The 20,619-nt window shown below is 44.3% G+C and carries 14 protein-coding genes; 2 read left to right on the forward strand and 12 right to left on the reverse strand.

Annotated elements, in window-relative coordinates; all coding sequences use genetic code 11:
* Window positions 1-3: 3 nt before the first annotated feature.
* Window positions 4-750 carry a sugar phosphate isomerase/epimerase family protein gene (locus AC3ITG_RS17665; protein ID WP_413371803.1) on the reverse strand — a complete coding sequence of 249 codons (747 nt, stop codon included), beginning with the start codon at window positions 748-750 and terminating at the stop codon, window positions 4-6.
* Window positions 751-904: 154 nt separating this feature from the next.
* On the opposite strand from AC3ITG_RS17665, the gene AC3ITG_RS17670 reads away from it, so the two are divergent.
* Window positions 905-1,735, forward strand: a complete 831-nt coding sequence (locus AC3ITG_RS17670; protein ID WP_489250844.1) for a helix-turn-helix transcriptional regulator — start codon at window positions 905-907, stop codon at window positions 1,733-1,735.
* Window positions 1,736-1,787: 52 nt separating this feature from the next.
* On the opposite strand, the gene AC3ITG_RS17675 is transcribed toward AC3ITG_RS17670, so the two are convergent.
* The 11 genes from AC3ITG_RS17675 to AC3ITG_RS17725 all read right to left on the reverse strand — a co-directional run bounded on the left by AC3ITG_RS17675 (window position 1,788) and on the right by AC3ITG_RS17725 (window position 19,547).
* On the reverse strand, window positions 1,788-4,940 hold the full coding sequence (locus AC3ITG_RS17675; RefSeq protein ID WP_489250845.1) for an alpha-mannosidase: 3,153 nt from the start codon (window positions 4,938-4,940) through the stop codon (window positions 1,788-1,790).
* A gap of 112 nt (window positions 4,941-5,052) precedes the next feature.
* Window positions 5,053-6,414 carry an ABC transporter substrate-binding protein gene (locus AC3ITG_RS17680; RefSeq protein ID WP_413371806.1) on the reverse strand — a complete coding sequence of 454 codons (1,362 nt, stop codon included), beginning with the start codon at window positions 6,412-6,414 and terminating at the stop codon, window positions 5,053-5,055.
* 134 nt (window positions 6,415-6,548) lie between these two features.
* On the reverse strand, window positions 6,549-7,526 hold the full coding sequence (locus tag AC3ITG_RS17685) for a carbohydrate ABC transporter permease (protein WP_413371807.1): 978 nt from the start codon (window positions 7,524-7,526) through the stop codon (window positions 6,549-6,551).
* A complete protein-coding gene (locus tag AC3ITG_RS17690) occupies window positions 7,523-8,419 on the reverse strand; it encodes a carbohydrate ABC transporter permease (protein WP_413371809.1) in 897 nt (298 codons plus the stop codon). The genes AC3ITG_RS17685 and AC3ITG_RS17690 overlap by 4 nt, the downstream gene beginning before the upstream one ends.
* Complete coding sequence (locus tag AC3ITG_RS17695) at window positions 8,416-10,587, reverse strand: DUF5696 domain-containing protein (protein ID WP_489250846.1); 2,172 nt, start codon at window positions 10,585-10,587, stop codon at window positions 8,416-8,418. The genes AC3ITG_RS17690 and AC3ITG_RS17695 overlap by 4 nt, the downstream gene beginning before the upstream one ends.
* Before the next feature lie 46 nt (window positions 10,588-10,633).
* On the reverse strand, window positions 10,634-12,649 hold the full coding sequence (locus AC3ITG_RS17700; RefSeq protein WP_489250847.1) for a YIP1 family protein: 2,016 nt from the start codon (window positions 12,647-12,649) through the stop codon (window positions 10,634-10,636).
* Between the two features lie 28 nt (window positions 12,650-12,677).
* Window positions 12,678-13,544 carry a carbohydrate ABC transporter permease gene (locus AC3ITG_RS17705; RefSeq protein WP_413371812.1) on the reverse strand — a complete coding sequence of 289 codons (867 nt, stop codon included), beginning with the start codon at window positions 13,542-13,544 and terminating at the stop codon, window positions 12,678-12,680.
* 2 nt (window positions 13,545-13,546) lie between these two features.
* Window positions 13,547-14,518 carry a carbohydrate ABC transporter permease gene (locus tag AC3ITG_RS17710; RefSeq protein ID WP_489250848.1) on the reverse strand — a complete coding sequence of 324 codons (972 nt, stop codon included), beginning with the start codon at window positions 14,516-14,518 and terminating at the stop codon, window positions 13,547-13,549.
* Window positions 14,515-17,472 (reverse strand): extracellular solute-binding protein, encoded by a 2,958-nt coding sequence (locus AC3ITG_RS17715; protein ID WP_489250849.1) that lies wholly within the window; start codon window positions 17,470-17,472, stop codon window positions 14,515-14,517. Before AC3ITG_RS17715 ends, AC3ITG_RS17710 begins: the two co-directional genes overlap by 4 nt.
* Window positions 17,469-18,587, reverse strand: a complete 1,119-nt coding sequence (locus AC3ITG_RS17720; RefSeq protein WP_489250850.1) for an ABC transporter ATP-binding protein — start codon at window positions 18,585-18,587, stop codon at window positions 17,469-17,471. The genes AC3ITG_RS17715 and AC3ITG_RS17720 overlap by 4 nt, the downstream gene beginning before the upstream one ends.
* Before the next feature lie 270 nt (window positions 18,588-18,857).
* Window positions 18,858-19,547: a nitroreductase family protein gene (locus AC3ITG_RS17725; RefSeq protein ID WP_489250851.1), complete on the reverse strand. Its 690-nt coding sequence runs from the start codon at window positions 19,545-19,547 to the stop codon at window positions 18,858-18,860.
* A gap of 189 nt (window positions 19,548-19,736) precedes the next feature.
* Between AC3ITG_RS17725 and AC3ITG_RS17730 the strand changes: the two genes are divergently transcribed.
* The gene (locus AC3ITG_RS17730; protein WP_489250852.1) at window positions 19,737-20,333 is read left to right on the forward strand and encodes a TetR/AcrR family transcriptional regulator; all 597 of its coding nucleotides are present in this window, start codon (window positions 19,737-19,739) and stop codon (window positions 20,331-20,333) included.
* Window positions 20,334-20,619: the final 286 nt, after the last annotated feature.

Below are 20,619 nucleotides of genomic sequence, written 5' to 3' on the forward strand. Positions count from 1 at the left end.
CCTCTAGCGATAGCCAAGAGAAGCCAAATTGTTGTAGCTCGTCTGCAAACAATCGAACGGACTCGTTTGACAAACGTCCTGCTCTACGAGCAAATATTTCGTATTCGCATTTTCAAGCGCTTTCAAAATTCCCGTGAAATTCATGTTACCTTCCATCACCGGTTCCATTTGCTTATCCGAACCCATGTCCTTCAAATGCACGCAATGAAGGCGGTCCTTTAATTTGTCGATCCATTCGCATACGTCAGCTCCGGCAGCATGTACCCAATACGTATCCAGAGTAATTCCCAGTTCCTCGGGTGAGAAATCCTCGATAAGACGTTCGATCATACGCCTGCCATTCGATTTCTCAAACTCGAAGTGATGGTTGTGATACATGAATAGCTTTCCGGACCTGGCGATCCGCCCAGCCGCTTCCCGGAAGTCACTCGCGAAATATCCGTACCAATCCAGTGACCGATATTTATCCGGCATAGCTCCGATACCGATATAATCGCAACCAAGAATGTTATGCTCCTCAATCACTTGATCGGTTTCATACAATATCCGCTCAGGGCTCGTATGCGTCAGAGCAATTTGGAGCGATAACTCGTCGCACATGGCTCTAAGTGTTTCCGGCTTGATTTTACCGATTGCAGAAACCTGGATCGATGTGTAACCCATCTCCGCAATTTTTTGCAATGTACGTTTGATGTCTTTTTCAGTTTGAAGAAAAGAACGTACTGTGTACAACTGTGCACCTAAAATCACATGAAACAGCTCCCTCTCTACGTTTGGAATATGTCTACATTAATTAATTATAGTTCTGACGTGTAGATTTTCCATTGTAAATAGGAGCAATTACATTGCAAATATAGCGTCGATCTATTAGACTAACTTTACACCGATTGGAAGAGGTGACTGAATGAATACTGTCAATATCCATACCGACTCGTTAATTCTTCACCATGCTGTAGACCATAAGAAGACTGAACAATATGCACTTCACTGTCACAATTTCTACGAGGTGTTCTATTTCGTTGCCGGTGATGTGAGCTATCTTGTAGAAGGCAAACATTATGTTCCCAAGCCCCACAGCCTCCTGCTTATTGCTCCCCACGTTTTTCATGGGGTCAAAATCGAAAGCGACATTCCCTATGAGAGAATATCGCTACATTTTATACCTGGCTTTCTGCCTCTTGAAAACCAGTCAGTCTTATTATCTCCGTTCCATCCTGATTTCGGTTCGGCTGACATCTATTACATGGATAATGGGGATCAAGTTATGTTTCCTTTTTTCAAACAATTGATCGACGCCAGACTTGCTGACGAAGCTATTCGTGAATTGTCGCTTCGCGTGCGTCTCGAAGCTCTTTTATCACAAATATTGATAAGCAGCTATTCACTCAAAGGGGCATCTGAATCTTCATCATCCACTAAATCCGTATCAAAAATCATTGCTTATCTAAACGATCATATTACCGAATCTATTAAGCTGGACGATTTGTCTGCTGAATTCTACATCAGCAAACACCATCTGAACAAAATGTTCCGGAGAGCAACAGGCACAACGGTTGGCAATTATGTCATTCATAAACGGGTCACTATGGCGCAAAATTTGATATCGCAGGGCCAAACAGCCAATTCCGCAGCATCAGCCGTAGGCTTCCACGATTATTCATCTTTCTTCCGCGCTTATAAAAAGGTTCTAGGCTATGCACCTTCTGTCAAACAAAATACAATGCTTCTCAAGTGATGGATTTATCGTTCTGTAATTCTATTTAACATTCAACCATCACTGTTTTATTTTAATAACTCACCTTAATGGTCTTGATTTCAAACGGTTTGAAAACAAGGTTCATATTAGAATCCAAGCTTTCTAGCGTTTCTTCCAACATATTAGTTATTTCCATTTTGTCAAAAGAGATATTTAAATTCCAAGAGGTGATTGTGTATGCTCCTTCTGCCTCATACATTCGAATGACAAATCCTCTATCATTATTCTCTAACGGTTTGATAGCTTCCACGAGAATATTATCAGCCTCTAACGATAAAAGACCATTTTGCTGAAATTCCCCTGCCAAAATAAGCGGCTTCATATTGAATTGATATGCAGGATGCACAACATTTTTCGCACAAAAGCTACCATCATGAGGTAAGAAAGAATAACTGCATTCATGTAAGCCTTTATCCCCTCGAGGATCTGGACGGTTACCTCCCTTATGTAGCGAAAGTTTCATGCTTGAATTTTCCACACTGATTCCATACTTACAATCATTCAATAAGGTGGCCCCATACCTTGCTTCAGACAGATCCGTAAATTTATGATTAACCACTTCAAATTTAGCTTTTTCCATAGAATTATTTCTTGTTGTTGGACGTTCAATATATCCAAACTGTATTTCCTGTTTTGCAGTATTCGTAAAAATAGATGTATCAAAAGCTGTTTTCAAGAAACGATGTTCGTCTTGCCAATCAATCAGAGTATCGAACCTCACTTGCAGACTGTCACTATAGAACACCATATCCTGAATGATGGTTGTTTTCACTGTAATTTGATACTTGCTTCGAATACGTATTTCAAGAGGGCCATTAGAAATCAATTCTCTTGAAATCATTGCAGCAGTATCCGCGAATTTATACTGGCTATCAACATCCAGATCCCAATTATCCCATGCAGTCGGAACATCCTCGGCTATAAGGAAGGTATTGAATGCGTAGCCTTCACCACGAAGTTCCCTCTTGGCTTTTTTGTCAAAGAATGATTCAATATAACCCTTTTCATTAAAACTTACTTTGATTAACGGCGTTTCTAATTGATTCCCATCCAAACTAAACGCTGCTTCAACTTCAGGCGCACCTTCCTCCAGTTTTAACACGATGCTAGAGAAAGCTGGAATCATAACTTTTACGGCTAGTTTCTTGTTCCCGTGAATGTCGGCAGTCACTTGTTGAAGATAATCTCCTTGCACCTTTAAACCGTCAGTATAATCAAGATACACTACTTCACTTCGGTCAAAAGATAAGGTATTGATAACCGTTCTGGATAGTGGTCTGTTCTTAGGTTTAATCAATTCTTGAATGTACCTGGCCGATTTTTCAATGATTGCAGATGTTTCAGCTAAGGATTCATCATGGACTCGAGCAATACTTGTACCTGGCAAAATATCATGAAATTGATTAACCAGCATATCTTCCATTAGTGGACGGATTTTCTCGTCACTGGCTATTATATTTTTCCTAATGGCTTCCCGTACCGTTACATACTCTAGGTTTCTTAAAGAAATTTCGGCCAATCTGTTATTCCTTTTGATATTATGTTGATTGGTTAATGTTCCGCGGTGTAGCTCCAAATATAGTTCTCCACTGAAAATGGACGGATCTATTGCAGTTTCTTCGAGTTCTTTCATGAACTCACTTACTGTAGTGTGCTTTGCTTTAGGAATGCCTTCTAAATCCCTAACACGACGTGCCATTTCAATCATTTCAAATTGTGGACCTCCACCGCCGTCACCAAAACCATAGGCTAATAACCTTTGGTTTGTAACGGATTTTTCCTTGATTCCCCTCATATCTCCCCCCGCAACATAATCTACCAAGCTTGCAGCATCAGGCCATATATGAGTTCGATTAAAATGAACGAAAACTCTCGATCCGTCTAATCCTTTCCAAATAAAGGTGTCATACGGGAATACATTCGTATCATTCCAGTCCATTTTCGTTGTCAAAAAGTATTTTATTCCGCAGCCCTTCATAATTTGAGGCAAAGAAGCGCTATAGCCAAACGTATCCGGTAACCAGAAACAATCCGAACGGTAATTAAAATTCTCCTGCGTGTATCGTTGTCCCCAAATAAATTGGCGGATTAAATATTCACCATTAGGCAAATTACAGTCACTTTCGATCCATACCCCTCCATTGGGTTCATACCTGCCGTTTATAACCTGTTCTTTGATACCTTCAAATACTTCAGGGTAATGCCGCTGAACCATTGCCGTATGGTATGCGGAACTTTGTACAAATTTATATTCATCGTACTGTTTCATAAGGTTTAATTGATTGGCATAGGTGCGAGTACATTTCTTCAATGTCTCGTCTTTATGCCACAACCACGCTGTATCCATGTGGGAGTGTCCAATAATTCCGGCACTTGGTGCGGATATAGAATTTTGATTTTTTAGTAGGTTTTGCAGAATCGGATGTGCTTTTCGTATAGCGCCCATAAAAGTATCGTAATCTACATTGTCGTAATCGTAGTACAATACTTTATGCACTTCGACTAGCTGGGCAACGATATTGCTTCTAACGAAGTTGTTAGAATCCAATTTAGCAACAACTTGATTAAGTGTTTTTAAATCAAAATAGAAGTCGCAAATTTCATCATTCTTGGTGCAAATGTCAACGCTTTCATATACATAAGTAAAGTTTCCTTGACTCTCTGTCTCCAGAGGTGCTACACCCGGAAAATCATGATGAGCATAGACTTCCAGAGCGATCTCTATATTCTCGCCACCTCTAACCTGCTGTTTTAACATGTCGCAGTAATGGTTACCATGGCTGTTCACAATGATTTTGGAGCAGAAAATTCCAGACGGTACACCGTCGACCCACATCATCATTTCATATCCACCGATGTGAGGATACAAATATAAATTTTGTCCGGCGAGATTACTGAGTACTTTGTAGCTTCCTTTAAACCAGCAGTATGTTTTTTCTCCTTCCCAAATATCCCCCTTCTTGCAATCCTTAAAATTCGATTCGTCTGGAATCGAATATAGAGATTCAGTTGTATGGTATTTCTTCATCGGCACTTCATCCACTTTGGTAAACATAAGAGGTTCAATGGTCTTGGTAAAGCGAACTAACTTCCCGAGCATCCGTTCTAATTGTCTATCTGGCATCATATGAGTACCCTCCATAACATGATTTGGTAGGCTAGCATTCATTGTTACTTCAAGCATGAGCGGAGAAATTCCTGTCAATTCAACGATTTCGTTCTCTCTTTTATCTTATATAACACCAAGTAGAATAACCGCTGATCATAGGACCAACGGCTATTATTTTCACTTCAGGTTACTTCAGACTTTCGCGTAACTCTAGCGTTTTTTTGTTCCAGGCTTCGGTTTCCGGAATGATATCGTTAATATCACGATCTCCGAAAATAATATCGTTCAAGAGGTTATTATAGTTGTATTCTCTCCATCCCACTACGGTCAAACCAGACTGGATTCTAGCGTTTTGCTGTGCAATTTTTACCGCTTCAATGTTCTTACCCTCCCATATTGGAGCTTCATCGTAATAAGCGGTGATTTCCGGATCGTTGACCGATGCATTTGCCCCTTGGTCAATCTTCCATTTCTGCGCTTCTGGCGTGAATTGGAAGCTGAGCCACAGGAACGCGGCCTCCTTTTGTTTGGAGCCTGCGAGCATGGCGAGCGGTCCATAAATGGAATACCCCGGCTGGCTCACTTTCCCTTTAGGGAACGGAAGCACATCCCATTGAAATGGCGCCTTCTCCTTCAATGTCGGAAGTACCCAATCGCCGCCAATTGCAAAACCTGTTTTACCATTTATGAAATCCTTAGTCACATTTCCGTCTGCTTCTGCGGCTGCGTTACTCTGCATGGAGCCATCCTTGGTAACCAGCTCCTGGAACCACTTCACTTCGTTCATGATCTCCGGCGTACTCAGCAAACTCTGTGTCATATCTTCGTTCATGTATTGGTGGTTCGCAGCATAACCATCCGCGATCGCTTTACTGGAGAGCATGCGCATTTGAATTTCTGGTTGGCTAGTCACTCCATACTCGCCTGCATTCGAATCGGTAATCTGCTTAGCAATATTTCGAAAATCATCGTAGGTCCAATCATTTGAAGGCATATCGACGCCATGCTTGGCAAGTAAATCTTTGTTCACCAAGATCCACATCGGTACATCGACCATCGGTATCGCAAGCCTTTTGCTGTTGAACGTCATGGTGTCCAAGAAACCCTCAGGAAATTTGGCATTCTGGAAAATTTCGCTTTCTTCAATGTAAGGTGTTAAATCTTCAATGAGACCCCCCTGCTCAAAAGCCACCAAATCGGTATCGATCTCGGTCACATCGGCCGGCGTTCCGGCAGCTTCAAGTGATGCAATGATTTCCATGATCGGTTGCTTATTGACCGGAATTTGTTCAATGGTTATCCAAGGATATTTTTGATGGAACAGTTCATATAAATCGTCATAAGTGCCCTCTTTCCAGGAAATGAACTTCAGCGTAACCGGCTCCCGGTCCCCATCCTGACCCGGCTCCGTTACTACAGTGTCATTCCCCGCTGGTGGTGAACTCTCCTTATTCCCGCTAGTTCCTGAATTTCCGCTGCATCCCGCCAACATAAAAGTCAGAGACAAGACTGCAGCCAATATCGATGTTCCTAACCGTTTCTTTTTCAAGCTTTTCCCTCCCCATTTGATCTTATTTGTGATCATTCCTTCAGAGATACAGACCGCCCACAGCCACTACCGGCCAGCATTCCCCCTTTCCAGTGAATTCAAAGTTATAATCGCTATACCTCCCCATTAGTGATCTACTCTACAATTCCAGTTCGTTCAATTCCGGTGATGAACCAGCGCTGAAGGAACATGAAGATCAACATTGGCGGGAAAATAATAAGGAATGCCGCTGCCATTTTGGTCCCTTCCGTAACCGGGTTATTAACCGACTCCTGGCTGCTGAGCAGAGAGGGATTCAACACTTCTTCCAGATTGTCCAGACGTATCGACAAGGGTGTAAATCCCTTGGCCAAAAACATGGATGGTTCATAATACATGTTCCAATACCAGATGAAGGAGAACAGAAAGACGACCAGACAGGCGGACTGAGCCAGTGGCAGCATAATTCGGAAGTAAAGTCGGGCTGCAGATGCACCGTCAAGCTTCGCCGCTTCTTCAAGGCTAGGGGGCTGGGATTTGAAGAACTGGCGGAATATGAGAATAAACAGCGCTCCCTTTAAACCCTGGCCGAAGATCGCTGGTACCAGGAATACAAACAACGAATTTAGTAGTCCTAACTTGCTGAAAATAACATACAGCGGAATAATGATGACCTGTGGAGGTATAAGAAAGGTCAACAATACCAGTGCTGTAATTAGTCCTTTGAAGGGGATTGCTAGCCGTGCAAGTGCATATCCGGTCATAGAACAGATCAGCACCTGTACAAGTGAACAAGTAAGAGCAATCACCGCCGTATTCCGCAGCGCTTCCGGGTATTGCAATCCCTCGTAAGCCTTTGTCATGTTCTCCCATGTAACGACGCGGGGGATCCATTTCACAGACGGGTCCAACAGGTCGCTGACCGTCTTTAGCATCGTGGTGATCATGTAGAGAAGTGGCTGCAGATACAAATACGCCACAATAGACAGCAGCACATAAATGATCAGTTTAGCCAGCAATCCGTCTGACAAATTCCTGCCCATAAGCAGAGCTTTAAGCCTTTGCGACTCTCTCCGCCACAGCAGATCTCTTGCATAATTTTTGGCCCGATCGAACCATAGTTCTTCTTTCATGATCTTCTCCCCCTCTGGCGCATGCTATGGCTGAACATTCCTAGTACTATCGCGATCAGGACAAAGATGAATCCGAAATAGATCCAGGCCAACGCACTTGCATATCCGTATCCGGTATCCACTTTGAACATATTGTCGCGAATATGCTTCAGCACCGGATTGAGAGGGAAGGTGAATAGGTCTATGATGGTATACAGCACATTAAGGCTTATGAACGGAATGCTGGCAGGCAGCGTTATTTTCCAGAAGCTGTCCCAAGGCGATGCCCCATCAATCCGTACTGCTTCATAAATGGATGGCGATATCGTCTGAAATCCGGCGATAAAGATCAAGATCTGTACCCCCGAATACCAGAGAATTAGGACAACGCGCCCCAGCACTTCCATGATCATCTTCGCCATTTCGCCTCCGACATATTGCTTCACTAACGGTTCCAGATTGTATTGATCCAGAAAAGGGATATCGCCTGCCCCCTGCGTAAACAGCTCCGACAACACCTGACCAGTGGCGAAGATGACAGGTAGAAAGAATAAAGCGCGATAGATGAACCTGCCGGGAAACTTCTGATTCAGCAGCAGCGAAATAAGCAAAGCGAAGATGACGATAATCGGAACCATCAACAACATTTGCTGAAAATAGGTGATCATCTCGATCGGGAACACATTGTCCTTTAGGAAAGCATCCCGGTAATTTTGAATGCCGATCCAATCATACTTAAATCCGCCTGGCACCACCGCCACCTTGTGCAAGGACATGAACATTGACCAACCGATGGGTATGGCTACGAACACACTGAATCCGATCATCCAGGGCAGCATGAAAAGCAAGCCGACGCCATAGCGCTTGAAGTGGTACTGAACCGCCTTCTTCTTGTGTTCTTGCAACTTGCTCATTGGGCAGCCCCTTTCTCCACCTTGAAGCTCTTGGCTGCATAATCCACAATGACGCGAGTTCCATTCTCATACGTGGTCATATAACGCTCATCACTTATTTGCTCGTGATCAACAATCCTAAGCGAATAAAGATCGCTTAAGCTATCAAATCGTCCGTATTCCTCCACAATGCGGCTCTCCCACTTGTCGAACCTGCTGCTGTATAGCCCATATACAGGTGTGTTTTTCAGCTTCCGGGAGTCATCATGAGTGACGAAAAAGGATGGCAGCGCTCCATATTCTATCGCCTTCAAAAATTCAGTATCCTCATCATCGCGCAAATTTCCTGCTTCGAATGTGTAAGGTACGTTGCCATGCAGTGCGATTGGGTAAAACGGAACGGTCTCATCGATCATGAAATCATAACTGGAGGAGGATGCCATTCCGTCAATGAAATCAGTGCTGCCAAGCACATAAGCATTGCCGCGTTCAACGCTAGCCGATCCCAACTCCTTGCGGGTGTAATCAAGTAAACCGTTGTATACGGTCTTCGTATATTCTCTTGTACGGATGCCGGACAACTCATAATCATGCACAAGAATCTCGCCCAATCCGCTGTAATGGATCCCATGCACTCCAATATCTTTTAGCTTGTCGATGGTCTCTGCTGCACTTACTGCGGTGTATACTGGTTTAGCAAGATACCACCCATCAATGTTATAAGCCGTGCCATCAATACCGCGGATGGCATCTGTTTTGCCAGAGAATGATGACTCGCTATCCACCCATAGGAAATCCTCTTGGAAAGCAACATCAATACCGGATTTCTTCATCGAAGCGACGAAGGATTTAGCTCCAGCCTCCCCTCCGAGCGAACTCTCAATTGGGAAACGCTTCTCCATGTTGTAATCGCCCTCGTTCTGCCAGCCATAAAATATCGTCTTAAGCGAAGCGACACCCTGCTGTTGCAGCCGCTCTGCAATCTCAGTCGCTTGATCAAACGTAGTGGTAGCAACATATTGCACTCTTCCAAAAGCTTTCTCATAATTTCCGCCCATCAATTTCAGGTAGAGGGGTATATGCTCTACCGGTTGCAAAGCTTCTCCCAACTGGCCGGATTCTTGTAGATAATCTCGGTAGGCATTCGCCATTCCGACATAAGAAGCTTGCTCCCCATTCAGAAAGCGGTACTCTACCTCACGGTCCAGGTCCAATTTTTGCTTCTGAATGGCCTTGCTTGGTGTAGCCAACCTGCTCATTCTGTATAAATACTCTTCTCGGTATATTTGACTCGAGTACACATTGTAGAAGGATGAGCGTTGTCCAGGTGCCATTGCGACTACATTAGCAGAATCCTCGCCCTTCCTCATGACAGCGACATAAGCATGATCTCCCCGTTTCAACCCGAATACCGGATAAGCGATATCCTCTCTGTTCTGAACCATTAAATTGATATTCCCTGCATTGGTCAGTTCCTGGCCATACACCTGATGGATATACCCTCTGGACAGGCTTGCCTTTGCCGTATCATAGCGGATCAGTCCGCCAGGACCATCAGGCACAAATAAATATCCATCTTCACTAGCCATAGCAGCGCCGAAATGAGGCAGGACATCCAGTGAAAACAACACGTGATCTCCTTCTTCGCGGATGCCTGCTGCCGGCACTTTGACCTTTAATCCGGATTCCGTCAATTCGTATTGAATAGCAAAACCGATGCGTTTGTCAGGAAACCAGTATTGAATTTGAAGTCCTTTCATACCACGGATCATCGTCGTCTCTAAACCGGGCGCTTTACTGTTCAAAGTTTCCCTAACCGTTTGATCTGCCCCTTGCGTACGTACATGGGTTAATACAAACGGGGACTGCAAATTATCCAACAGTTGCCCCTTGACGGTCTCATCCGCGAGCTCAACTTCAGTCGGATTGCTGGTCCAACGGTATCCACTGCTTTTGTCCAGAACGTAGATTTGAGTATTGAGCGGATTCACATACAGAGTGTACTGATCGTTATCTACCGCAATTGCATAACCATCTGCTTGTGTAGCAGGCTCCCATCTTTCACCTTGATAGAGGGGATCTTTCTCTGGCAGCAGCATTTGCATTCCAGTAGCGGCAAAACTCTCCGTTGTACTCTGCTGCCATGGTTTTATCACCAACATGATCAGCATCAGGCCAAGCACCAGCACAATGATGGCGGACCACCCTGCCCTATTCCATTTTCGTTTGAGTGTGTTATAGATTGATGTTCACCTCTTTGTAAAGCTCATAGAAAAAGTCATACAGATTAAAGGACAATCCGAATATAATGAAGCCAAACATCCAGATCGTCAGAATCGCAAACACAGTAACGGCCGAGTTTTTGATCGTTTCCACAAATTCAAAATTGTGAATTACTTGCGTCATCACAAAGAACATTGAGAGAAGCCACAGTACCATCACCATATTCATCGCATGAATGATGATCGCTTCATCCAGTGAGACGATGTTGGACAATAACAGTAGTGGAATCGAGAAGAATACGTAGGGTGAGAGCGCATACACACTTCCTTGAATTACTTCCCGGAATTTACCCTCACCGTCTTTAACACTGCAAACTAAGTAATTGGCAACAATCCAGGTGATCCAAGGTAGGATGAAGAACCCCATCTCTTTCAGTAAATTAACTTCTGAGAGTTCTACTGGATGAAAGAGGAACCCAGTCCAGTAGATTGTGCACAATTTGATGGCCAGGACGAGAAACAGCAGTGCTATCGTAATCCATGGTGCAATTCTCGCTTCCTTGATCCGGTAGAATCCTTCATATGGATGAAACATCACATAACTGAAATTTTTTAAATCAGCCAGAGGCTGCTGCCAGCGCTCGGGAAGCGGCTGCTTCCGAAGGTATGCGCGTAATCCGCGTATACCAAAATGGAGGAAGAGTCCACCCCCTATTAGGCTATATATCAGGATCATAAAGTGGTTCTGCAACCAGTCTAGCCTCAGCTTCCAGAATGCTTTGGAGTAGCCTTCCGTATCAAAGGCTGCCTCCATAAACATCAACGCATCATCGTTCCGTCCTTCATGTAGAAGCACTTTTCCTAATCCTTGAAAGGTCCCGTTATACATATCGTTACGGGCGTACACGGCTTCCCAGTAAGGCTTGCTTTGCTCGTATTTCCCTTCTGCATACAAAGCTAGCGCTTTCAGGACATCCCGCCCCAAATCAGTACGCACATATTTGTGGACGGTATTCGTACCGCTGTCCGAGATCCAGATCGCATGATGGCTGTCCACCCCGATGCCTGTCGGATAACCCAATATGCCATACTGCTGCGTATCTTTACTGACAAGACCAAACTCAAACATCGCTTCCCCATTACGGTCGTACAAATTGATGTGCATAGAGTCAAGGTCAATATTGTAAAGAAATGCATCAGCATCAATCGCAACATCAACAATACCGTGACCGTTCTCTAACGTCTTATTCTTGAATATGTCCACGCCACCTGCATTCAACTTACGGATGGCTCCCTTCCCCTCACCGCCAGCAGTCGAGGTAAAGATAAAGCCGTCTTTGTCTAGCGAGACATTCGTAATCGGTTTAGGAAGCGCAGCCTTCTCCTTGGCCAATTGATCTTTATTCAGAACCAGTTTCTTCAACCAGTTGAGCATAGATTGATCAGCTTTATTAGCACCGAAGTAACCCATGAATTCACCTTGGGGATTTAACCGTACAAGTCCTTGATAAGATGAATTCAGTTGTATGTACATGACACCCCGACGATCAACGATCAACTTGACGGGCACAAAGTGCTCGGATCCCATTAATGGTGTATCCGGTTTTTTGAAATCACGCTGAAATACCCCGTTTTGATCAAATACCGCGATCCTCTGATTACCTGAATCCGCAACATACACTGCTTGCTCCGGTGTCACAAATACACCTTCCGGTGAAGACAACTGTCCTGATCCTTCTTCTTCACCGATCGTACGCAGCAGGCTACCATCCTGATCCAGCACTACGATTCGGTTCTGCTTCTTATCTGCGATGTAGACCTTGTCGTCTGAGGCGACATCAAGGTCTACCGGTTCCCCGAAGTCGGCGGAATAGGCGCCTGCTGGTCTATAAATCGGCTGAATTTGGAACCAGTTAGACTGGTTACTGTCATAATAAGCCGTCCAGTATGGAAGACTTGCCGAAGCTACCTTCGGCAGAACGGTTAACGCAATCAAGCCTATGAGTGCCATTGATAACCATTTTTTCATCGCGATTCTACTTCCTTTACTGATGACTTTACTTAATACCGGAATGGACCATCGTCTCCAATACCTTGCGTTGGAAGAGCAGGAAGATGATCAAATTTGGAATGAAGATGAGCAGTCCGGCTGCTGCTGCCATATTCTGTCCTGCGACATTGTTCTGCAGTCCGCTAAGCAGACTATTCACATAGAACGGTAATGTACGCATTGCCTCTTTTTGCATGAACAAAGTTGAGGTCTCGACATCGCCCCATACATTTTGAAAAGTAAGAATGGATATCGTTGCAATGGCTGGAACGGATAAAGGGAGAATGATTCGTCTGAATATGCCGAAATGACTGGCTCCGTCAATCTTAGCAGCCTCCATCAGATCATTTGGAATCTGAGAAATAAATCCGACCAGCATGAACACCGCTACCGGTGATGCAAGCGAAGGTAAGATGTGTCCGAAATACGTATTGTTCAGTCCAAGAGCGCTGATGACCAGATAACGTGGAATGGAAACAGTTTCGGGTGCGAACATAAGGGAAAGCGTGATCATTCCCATAATGAGTTTCTTGAAATGGAACTGATATTTTGCCAATACATAACCTGCCATTGTACTGACCATGATTACACTGATCAGTGTAAATGACACAACAATCATACTGTTAAACAGGTAACGGGTGAACGGTACCATGGCATTGGAAGCATGAAGAAACAACGTCTCAAAGTTATTTAGTGTCGGCTGTTGTACAAAGAATTGAGGTGGAAACAAAAACAATTCATTTTGCGGTTTAAAGGCATGATTGAAAATAAATACAATGGGCAAAGACATAAATACTGCCAGGCAAGTAAACAACAAGATCAGGATGACATCGAAGGATGATACTGAACGGAGCTTGCGTAATTTGGCTATCATAATTACAGCTCCTCCTTCGAGTTGAACAGCCGATATGCAAACCTCATCACAAAATAGCTGAACAACAGCAGCATGACCGACACTGCAGAAGCATAACCAAGTTCAAACCGGATGAATGCATAATCGTCGACATGATTAATAATCAGATGACCCGCATACTGCGGAGTCACCGCCATACCCGTAAGCTGGGTCGAAATACTGCCTGCCTTCAGTGTAGACACGATGGTCATGACGGCACTGAATAACATCTGTGGCTTCATCGATGGGATGGTGATATAGAATACTTCCTGGAGCCGATTGGAGAGGCCGTCGATGCGACCGGCCTCATACAGCTCGCGATTGACCGTTTGCAATCCGGCAAGCATCGCCAGAAAGCCTACGCTGAAACTCATCCATAAGGAGACCATAATCATAATAGGAAGCAAATACTTGGGATCTTGCAGCCAGGTGATTTGGGAGTCAATCCAGCCCATTCGCAGTAAAAAATTATTAAGATACCCGACCCTGTCTCCGCTGAACGCTGCGATCCAAACGACCGATAATGCTACCCCACCGGCCATAGAGGGTGCATAGAACACTAATGTATAGTAATCCCTGACCCGCAGAGGCAGCTGATGGATCAGCCAGGCGAAGAAGAACGATAGAATATAGCCACCCGGCCCAACAATTAATGCAAACAGAAATGTATTCGGAAGTGCTTTGGTCAAGAAAATAATATCTTGCGTAAATAATGCGATAAAATTGTCAAAACCGATAAAATTCAGACTTCCAAACCCATCATAAGATGTAAAACTGAGTGTGGCCGCCATCACGACGGGAATGACGATAAATACGAGAAAGCAGATCAGAAACGGTGCCAGAAAAAGATAACAGAAAGCATCTTTTCTAAGCTCTCTCAGAAAACGCATCCACTTTGACACCAAAGGTGAAGGTCGCTTAGCTGGGTGTAACACGGGAAAAACCTCTGTTTTCACGATTCTGTGTCCTCCCATACGTAGGGCTCTGTAATCTGTGGAATATTTAAACTTCTGCCCATGATACCGAAGTTCCGCTGTCTGCGGTCCATCTCCCGTTGCAGGGACAAATGCGCTTCTTCCAATGATTCATCCGCTGGTATGCCGTCAAATACTGTTCGGTTCCATGCAAAATCCATCTCCCTGCCCAAGAAATAGTATCCCGGTACATTCGGCATGTTCAATGCCCAACTGGCTTGTTCCCGAATAGCTTTCAAATCATCAGAAGGCCAGTTTAGCGATTCCATCGCGTTTACGTTGGCTGTATTCCAGCGGTATTCGATACCATAAAATGATTCCATATCCGCAGCATACCGAGATTGCACTTCTCCTGAAGTCCACCACTTCAGAAATTCCCAGGCTTTGTCTTTCTGCTCGCTTTTTTTCATGATCATGGCGCCAGTTAAGCCTTGAGGAGACCAGCGCACAACCTCACCATTTTCCTGCTTAATTCCAGGTAACGGAGCGACCTTCCAATGTCCTGTAATTTCCGGAGCAGCTACTTGTAACTGGACATAGGTGTTAAAATCAGATATCCCAATCGGAATATCCCCATCCCGAAAGTGCTGAAAGAAAGCCGGGATATCAATGGGCAAATTGTATTTGGTAAACATCTCGGTCCATAATTTAAATGCTTGTTGTCCAGTGTCGCTGAATATATTAGATTTCAGACCGTCTTTTGTGTAAGGGTCGGTACCATGTTCCAGAAACAATGTGGAATAGTCACCTTTTGGCACGTTCATGGTCATCCCATTCTCTTGCAGAGTGGGTAGGATATCAAACACATCGTCCCAGGTATCTGGCACTTCTAAATCCAGTCTTTCAAGTATGTCCGAGCGGTAGAACAACAATTGAAAATTCTGTACTTCTGGCAGTCCATAAGTTCCACCATCATACATCAGAGCTCTGGTAACACCCGGTATGAACTGATTCATCACGTCATCAAAACCCGGATACTGTGATAAATCCTCGACAGCATTCCGCATGGCATAATCTGCCGGTGTCGATTCTCCGACTCCTAGTGCAATATCAGGAACTTCTCCTGCTGCATTGCCAAGGATTAGCATGTTGGGATTTGGCATAAGATTGATATTGACTTCAATCCCTGTCTTTGGCGTGAAATCCTGGCTAACCAGTTCGCGCAATAAATCAACATAATCCCGCCCTCGTCCGACCCAGATCGTCAACGCACCTTCTTCTTCTGGCCCTCCGAGATCATAATCTACATAGAAGGAACGTGAGAAGTCCGCTAAGGAATAAGGTATCCGCGAGAGTGCAGTAGGCTCTTTGAGGCCTGTCTTAGCATCCGGTTTCCGCACAACTAGATAATCGAGAAGCAACGGTTGCTTGGTCAGAGTCGACATCCATGTCCCAATATTGGCTTGTATCGTGGAGAATTCTTTGATTTTGCTAGGAATTTCGTTCACATCGCCCAGCATATCCTCCAGAATGGTGACCGAAGCTTTAATGGCCTGTGATAGATCTGAATCCCTCTCATTGACCGAATTCGTATAGAGGCGAATCATATTCAACCGGTCTGTAATGGCTTGAAGCTTGTTCTCAACTTCCGGATCGTACTTTTTCATCTCCCATGTCCGGGTTGAGTCAATATTGGAATCGGACGCGCTCTTGCTGTAGTTTCCGGTAATCAACCTCATCTCACGGTCAAAAGAGGCGATCTGTAACAAAGTATCTTTAAGGGCAATCAATATTGGCTGTATACTTGATGAATCCGCGGTCATGCGTATAGAGTGCTTTCCTTGTTCAAGATAGAATTTGAAGGGTTCCCCGGAAATATTAGATAGGGTCGTAATTTCAAATTCCTTATGATAATCAATTGCGTAGTTCAGCATCTCCTTGAAAGGAACTTTACCGTCAATGGAGATGGTACGATAAGCTTTAAATCCTGAACGATAGTTCTGGAAGTTCTTGAGATCAATCTCGTACCAGCCGTTTGTTGGCACTTCAATATCCCATTCCACCCATTCACCTGGTAAGTTCCAGTGGTTTCCACCAAGCACATTATAGGTGATCCGTCCCTTGGGATCCGGTGATATGTAGGGCTCTGCCCAATGATCAGTCTGAATCGATAGATGTGATTTGCGTTCAAATTGCTCTGCTTCCCTCACCATGTACCAGTCGGAAGCATCCGATGCTGAAGGATATGCCCCCTTATATTCCTCATACGGTTTGACATGCTCCTGACTTTGGAATGACAGTTGTTGCAAAGCAACTCCACCCCGTTCGCCCACTAGTCTTAGCGTGTGTTCCCCTCGCTCCAGCCGAAACAACAACGGACGGGAGGAAACCGAATAATCTGATAGCGCTTTACTTGTCCATTCGTTCAGTTCCGTCTGTTGTGGTCTTACCTGCATGCCTAGTTCGTTGCGGTCATACGGATACTTAGCATCCTTCCACATCCGTTCCAACTCAACACGTTCCGACTCCTCGAAGGGGTAACTGCCATCAATCATTACTCCCCGGATCACGGAACTGTTACTGCCCGCCAAGGGCTTATAATCCAAATGAAGTTCATACCAGCCGGCTTTCGCTACATGAAACGTCCAATCTACTGACCCTGCTTCGTTATGCCAGTTGAGCACCGTTTTTCCGTCTTCCTTCGATTGACTGAGTTTGGTTATCGGTGCTGCTATGTCATATTGACTAGGATTGATCCGTATTTCATTCCCTTTTTCTCCAGAACGTTCTTGTTCGCTTACTCCCTGCATCAGGATGGCATAAGGGTTTTTATCGCCTGCTGGCTGGAATTGAAGCAGCTGATCAGCTGTGACACTACCAGAGTAAACAACCTGTTCCTCGGATGTCATCCACCGGATAACTCCAACAACCAAGGCAGCAACGATCAGTATTTGTATCGGAATGCGAAGATAGCGGGGAAATGGACGCTTCTTCATGTTTCATCTCTCCCAAATACAAGTTCCGTAGTCTCATCAAAAAAATGTATCTTGTTCATTTGAAGTCCAACCGATACGATCTCATCCGTTTCATATCGCGAGACTGGTTCTGTTCTAACAATTAGCCTGATATGCCCAAGCTGGATGTAGACATAAGAATCGGCACCAGTCTCCTCAGTCATCTGTACAATGCCTGGTAGGAATGAAGGATCATCAATACGTCCACGGCGAAGTGAGATGTGTTCTGGCCTCACGCCCAGAATGACGTTTCTAACCGCTCCAGATTTCCGTTCTAATCGAGAGACACAGTTTTCTGGAAGAAGCAGTCTCATCCGTTTGTTGGAGAAGTAATAGAACCCATCACTCACTTCGATCGTGCCCTTAATGAAATTCATTTGGGGAGAACCAATGAAGCCTGCTACGAAAACATTCGCAGGTTCATCATAGAGCTTTCTTGGGGGGGCGACTTGTTGAATAACCCCATCTTTCATCACAACAATACGTGATCCCATCGTCATTGCTTCCACCTGATCATGCGTGACATAAACGGTTGTCCGTCTTAGTTCCTGCTGAAGCTTGATCAGCTCTGCACGTGTCTGTGCTCTAAGCTTGGCGTCCAGATTGGAAAGAGGTTCATCCATCAAGAATACTTGTGGTTCTCTTGCAATGGCTCTACCAAGGGCCACCCGCTGCTTTTGGCCTCCAGATAACTGACTTGGTTTGCGGTCCAATAGATGCGAGATTTCCAGTATCGAGGCTACCCGTTTAACACGGGTATCAATCTCATGTTTCGCGGTCTTGCGCAATTTCAGACCAAGTGCAATGTTCTCCAGTACAGACAGATTGGGATAGAGTGCATAATTCTGAAAGACCATGGCTATGTCCCGGTCTTTTGGCGAGACATAATTAATGAATTTCCCATCCAGGTATAACTCTCCGCTGCTGATTTCCTCTAACCCGGCCAGCATACGCAGCGTTGTTGACTTTCCGCATCCAGATGGTCCTACCAGGACGAGGAATTCCCCTTCATCAATCGTTAAATGAAAGTCGTTGACGGCTGGGCGGGATTCGCCTTTATACCGTTTAAATACATGATCAAAAGTAATGCCTCCCACCTATTCTCACCTCTCCCTTACTCAACTTCCGTTTGTATTCTCAATGGTAGCGCAAACATTTCCAGTAAAAAATGAGATAAAATTAATCTTTGTAGTTCATTCTTAATCTGTATTTCAAAACAGCAACTAAAGATAACAAAAGCCCGTGTATGGAGCCACTGATCAGTGGCTCCATACACGGGCTTAGTTAAAAGATTGAGATTAGTCTTTAAAATATTTAGCTATTTTGGCAACAACGCCACGGTCTGCATGATGAGAATATTTAGAACTTCAACGCTCACACGTTATTTCATCGAGATCTTCCTTAGGCATTTCGTTAAAGAAAGCTACATCATCGACTACCAGCCTTACCGTCGGATGACCAGGCTTCGCCGCCTTGCCGATGGCGATCAGCATAATCGGAACGTAGCGTTCGGATATGCGGAAAGCTTCCATGAACTTTTGTTTATCGTAGCCGCCCATCGATACCGTGTCGTAGCCTTTAGCCCGGGCGACAAGCATGAGTTGCATCGATACTAGCCCGCCGTCAGTATACACTTTTTCGCGGATAGCCTCGGGCGGCATGCTCGAATACATCCCGGTATAACGTTCCACGAACGATTTAGCCGTCTCTGCAGGCATGTAACCCGCATCGACCGTCATTCCGTATATTTTTTCGGCCAATTTATAACATTCTAAATCTCCAAGTACCGCAATGACAGCCGAAGCCTCGACCACTTGCTGTTGATTGAATGCAATCGGAAGCAGCTTCTGCTTCAGCTCCGGCGAGTCGATTACGAGAAAACGCGACGGCTGCAGGTTAGCGGCTGAAGGAGCCAACGTGGCTTGCCGCAATATTCCGGTCAATTCCTCCCTCGAAATCTTGATCTCGGGATCATAACTACGAACCGACCGGCGTTCTCCAATAACATCAAAAAAAAGTTGTTGCTCCATCGTTAGTGACGGTTGTGAAGCTGACATGGTTCTCTCCTCCTTTTGGAAAAGCAGCGTTCTGCTTTGGTTTCAATACAACATGAGTAGTTTGAACAACACTTGTTGTATTTGTATGTTATAATACCAACCGAATGGTACGCAATCATCAATAACCGTAAACCGTTGGATAGACAACATCACTTCTATAATGTCGTTTTATGAGGGGAGATTTTAACGATGACAAATAAAAAGAATGATGCTGATCCTCGTGTGATACGTACACGGCGACTCCTTCAAGACGCTTTTGCTTCATTAATTCAAGAAAAAGATTTTGAATCGATCACCGTCAGGGATATAGCAGAGCGGGCAACTGTTAACAGAGCGACTTTTTATGCGCACTTTGTTGATAAGTTTGAAATTCTTGAGACCAAACTAATGGAATCATTTATGACAATCATAGATCGTAGAATAGACGGTCACGAAGTGTTAAATGAAGAAACTATTCAGAGTATTTTTCTAGGTGTGTGCGATTTTCATGAGGGTCTAAGTACGATGTGTAAAAGAAGGTATACATCGCTTGGATCTGTATTCGAAATTCAAATAAAGGAAAAAATCCAATCGATACTTCTTTCCTTTATACACAAAGACAAGATGCCATCGAATCCAAACGCTCACTTACTCGTAAATACAGCTTCTATCGTGTTAAGTTGGGCGATGTATGGGGCGGCTTACGTTTGGAACAATGAGGGGTGTCCAATAAGTGCGGAATCATTCGTTAAACAGACTATGCCCTTAATAATGAACGGAGCCAAGGAACTAAAATCGCTAATTTAGCGACTTTCAAGAGAACCCTATTTTTGCCTCACGACATAACGGATATTAACAGTATAAAAATTCTTTTAGTTTCATTATTCCACTCATCTTTTATCTTTTTTTCCATTATGATCGTATCTGTTCTAGGGTTACCGAAACCTTCTCATCACCTTTTTTATTAATCAAAGCAACTTCAAAATCAGATAACCATTTAAGTTCACCCAGATGTCTAGCATAGGCGAATTCATCTGGTAGTTCTGATATGACCCTCTCCTTAGATTCCTTTCATGGGTTTGTCTTTGGAGTT

The sequence above is a fragment of the Paenibacillus sp. GL_099_B genome (genome assembly GCF_057835695.1).

Coding starts and splice junctions, on each gene's coding strand:
- AC3ITG_RS17670 (WP_489250844.1), top strand. CDS start 905: ATGAATACTGTCAATATCCATACCGACTCGTTAATTCTTCACCATGCT.
- AC3ITG_RS17675 (WP_489250845.1), bottom strand. CDS start 4,940: ATGCTTGAAGTAACAATGAATGCTAGCCTACCAAATCATGTTATGGAG.
- AC3ITG_RS17685 (WP_413371807.1), bottom strand. CDS start 7,526: ATGAAAGAAGAACTATGGTTCGATCGGGCCAAAAATTATGCAAGAGAT.
- AC3ITG_RS17690 (WP_413371809.1), bottom strand. CDS start 8,419: ATGAGCAAGTTGCAAGAACACAAGAAGAAGGCGGTTCAGTACCACTTC.
- AC3ITG_RS17700 (WP_489250847.1), bottom strand. CDS start 12,649: ATGAAAAAATGGTTATCAATGGCACTCATAGGCTTGATTGCGTTAACC.
- AC3ITG_RS17705 (WP_413371812.1), bottom strand. CDS start 13,544: ATGATAGCCAAATTACGCAAGCTCCGTTCAGTATCATCCTTCGATGTC.
- AC3ITG_RS17715 (WP_489250849.1), bottom strand. CDS start 17,472: ATGAAGAAGCGTCCATTTCCCCGCTATCTTCGCATTCCGATACAAATA.
- AC3ITG_RS17725 (WP_489250851.1), bottom strand. CDS start 19,547: ATGTCAGCTTCACAACCGTCACTAACGATGGAGCAACAACTTTTTTTT.
- AC3ITG_RS17730 (WP_489250852.1), top strand. CDS start 19,737: ATGACAAATAAAAAGAATGATGCTGATCCTCGTGTGATACGTACACGG.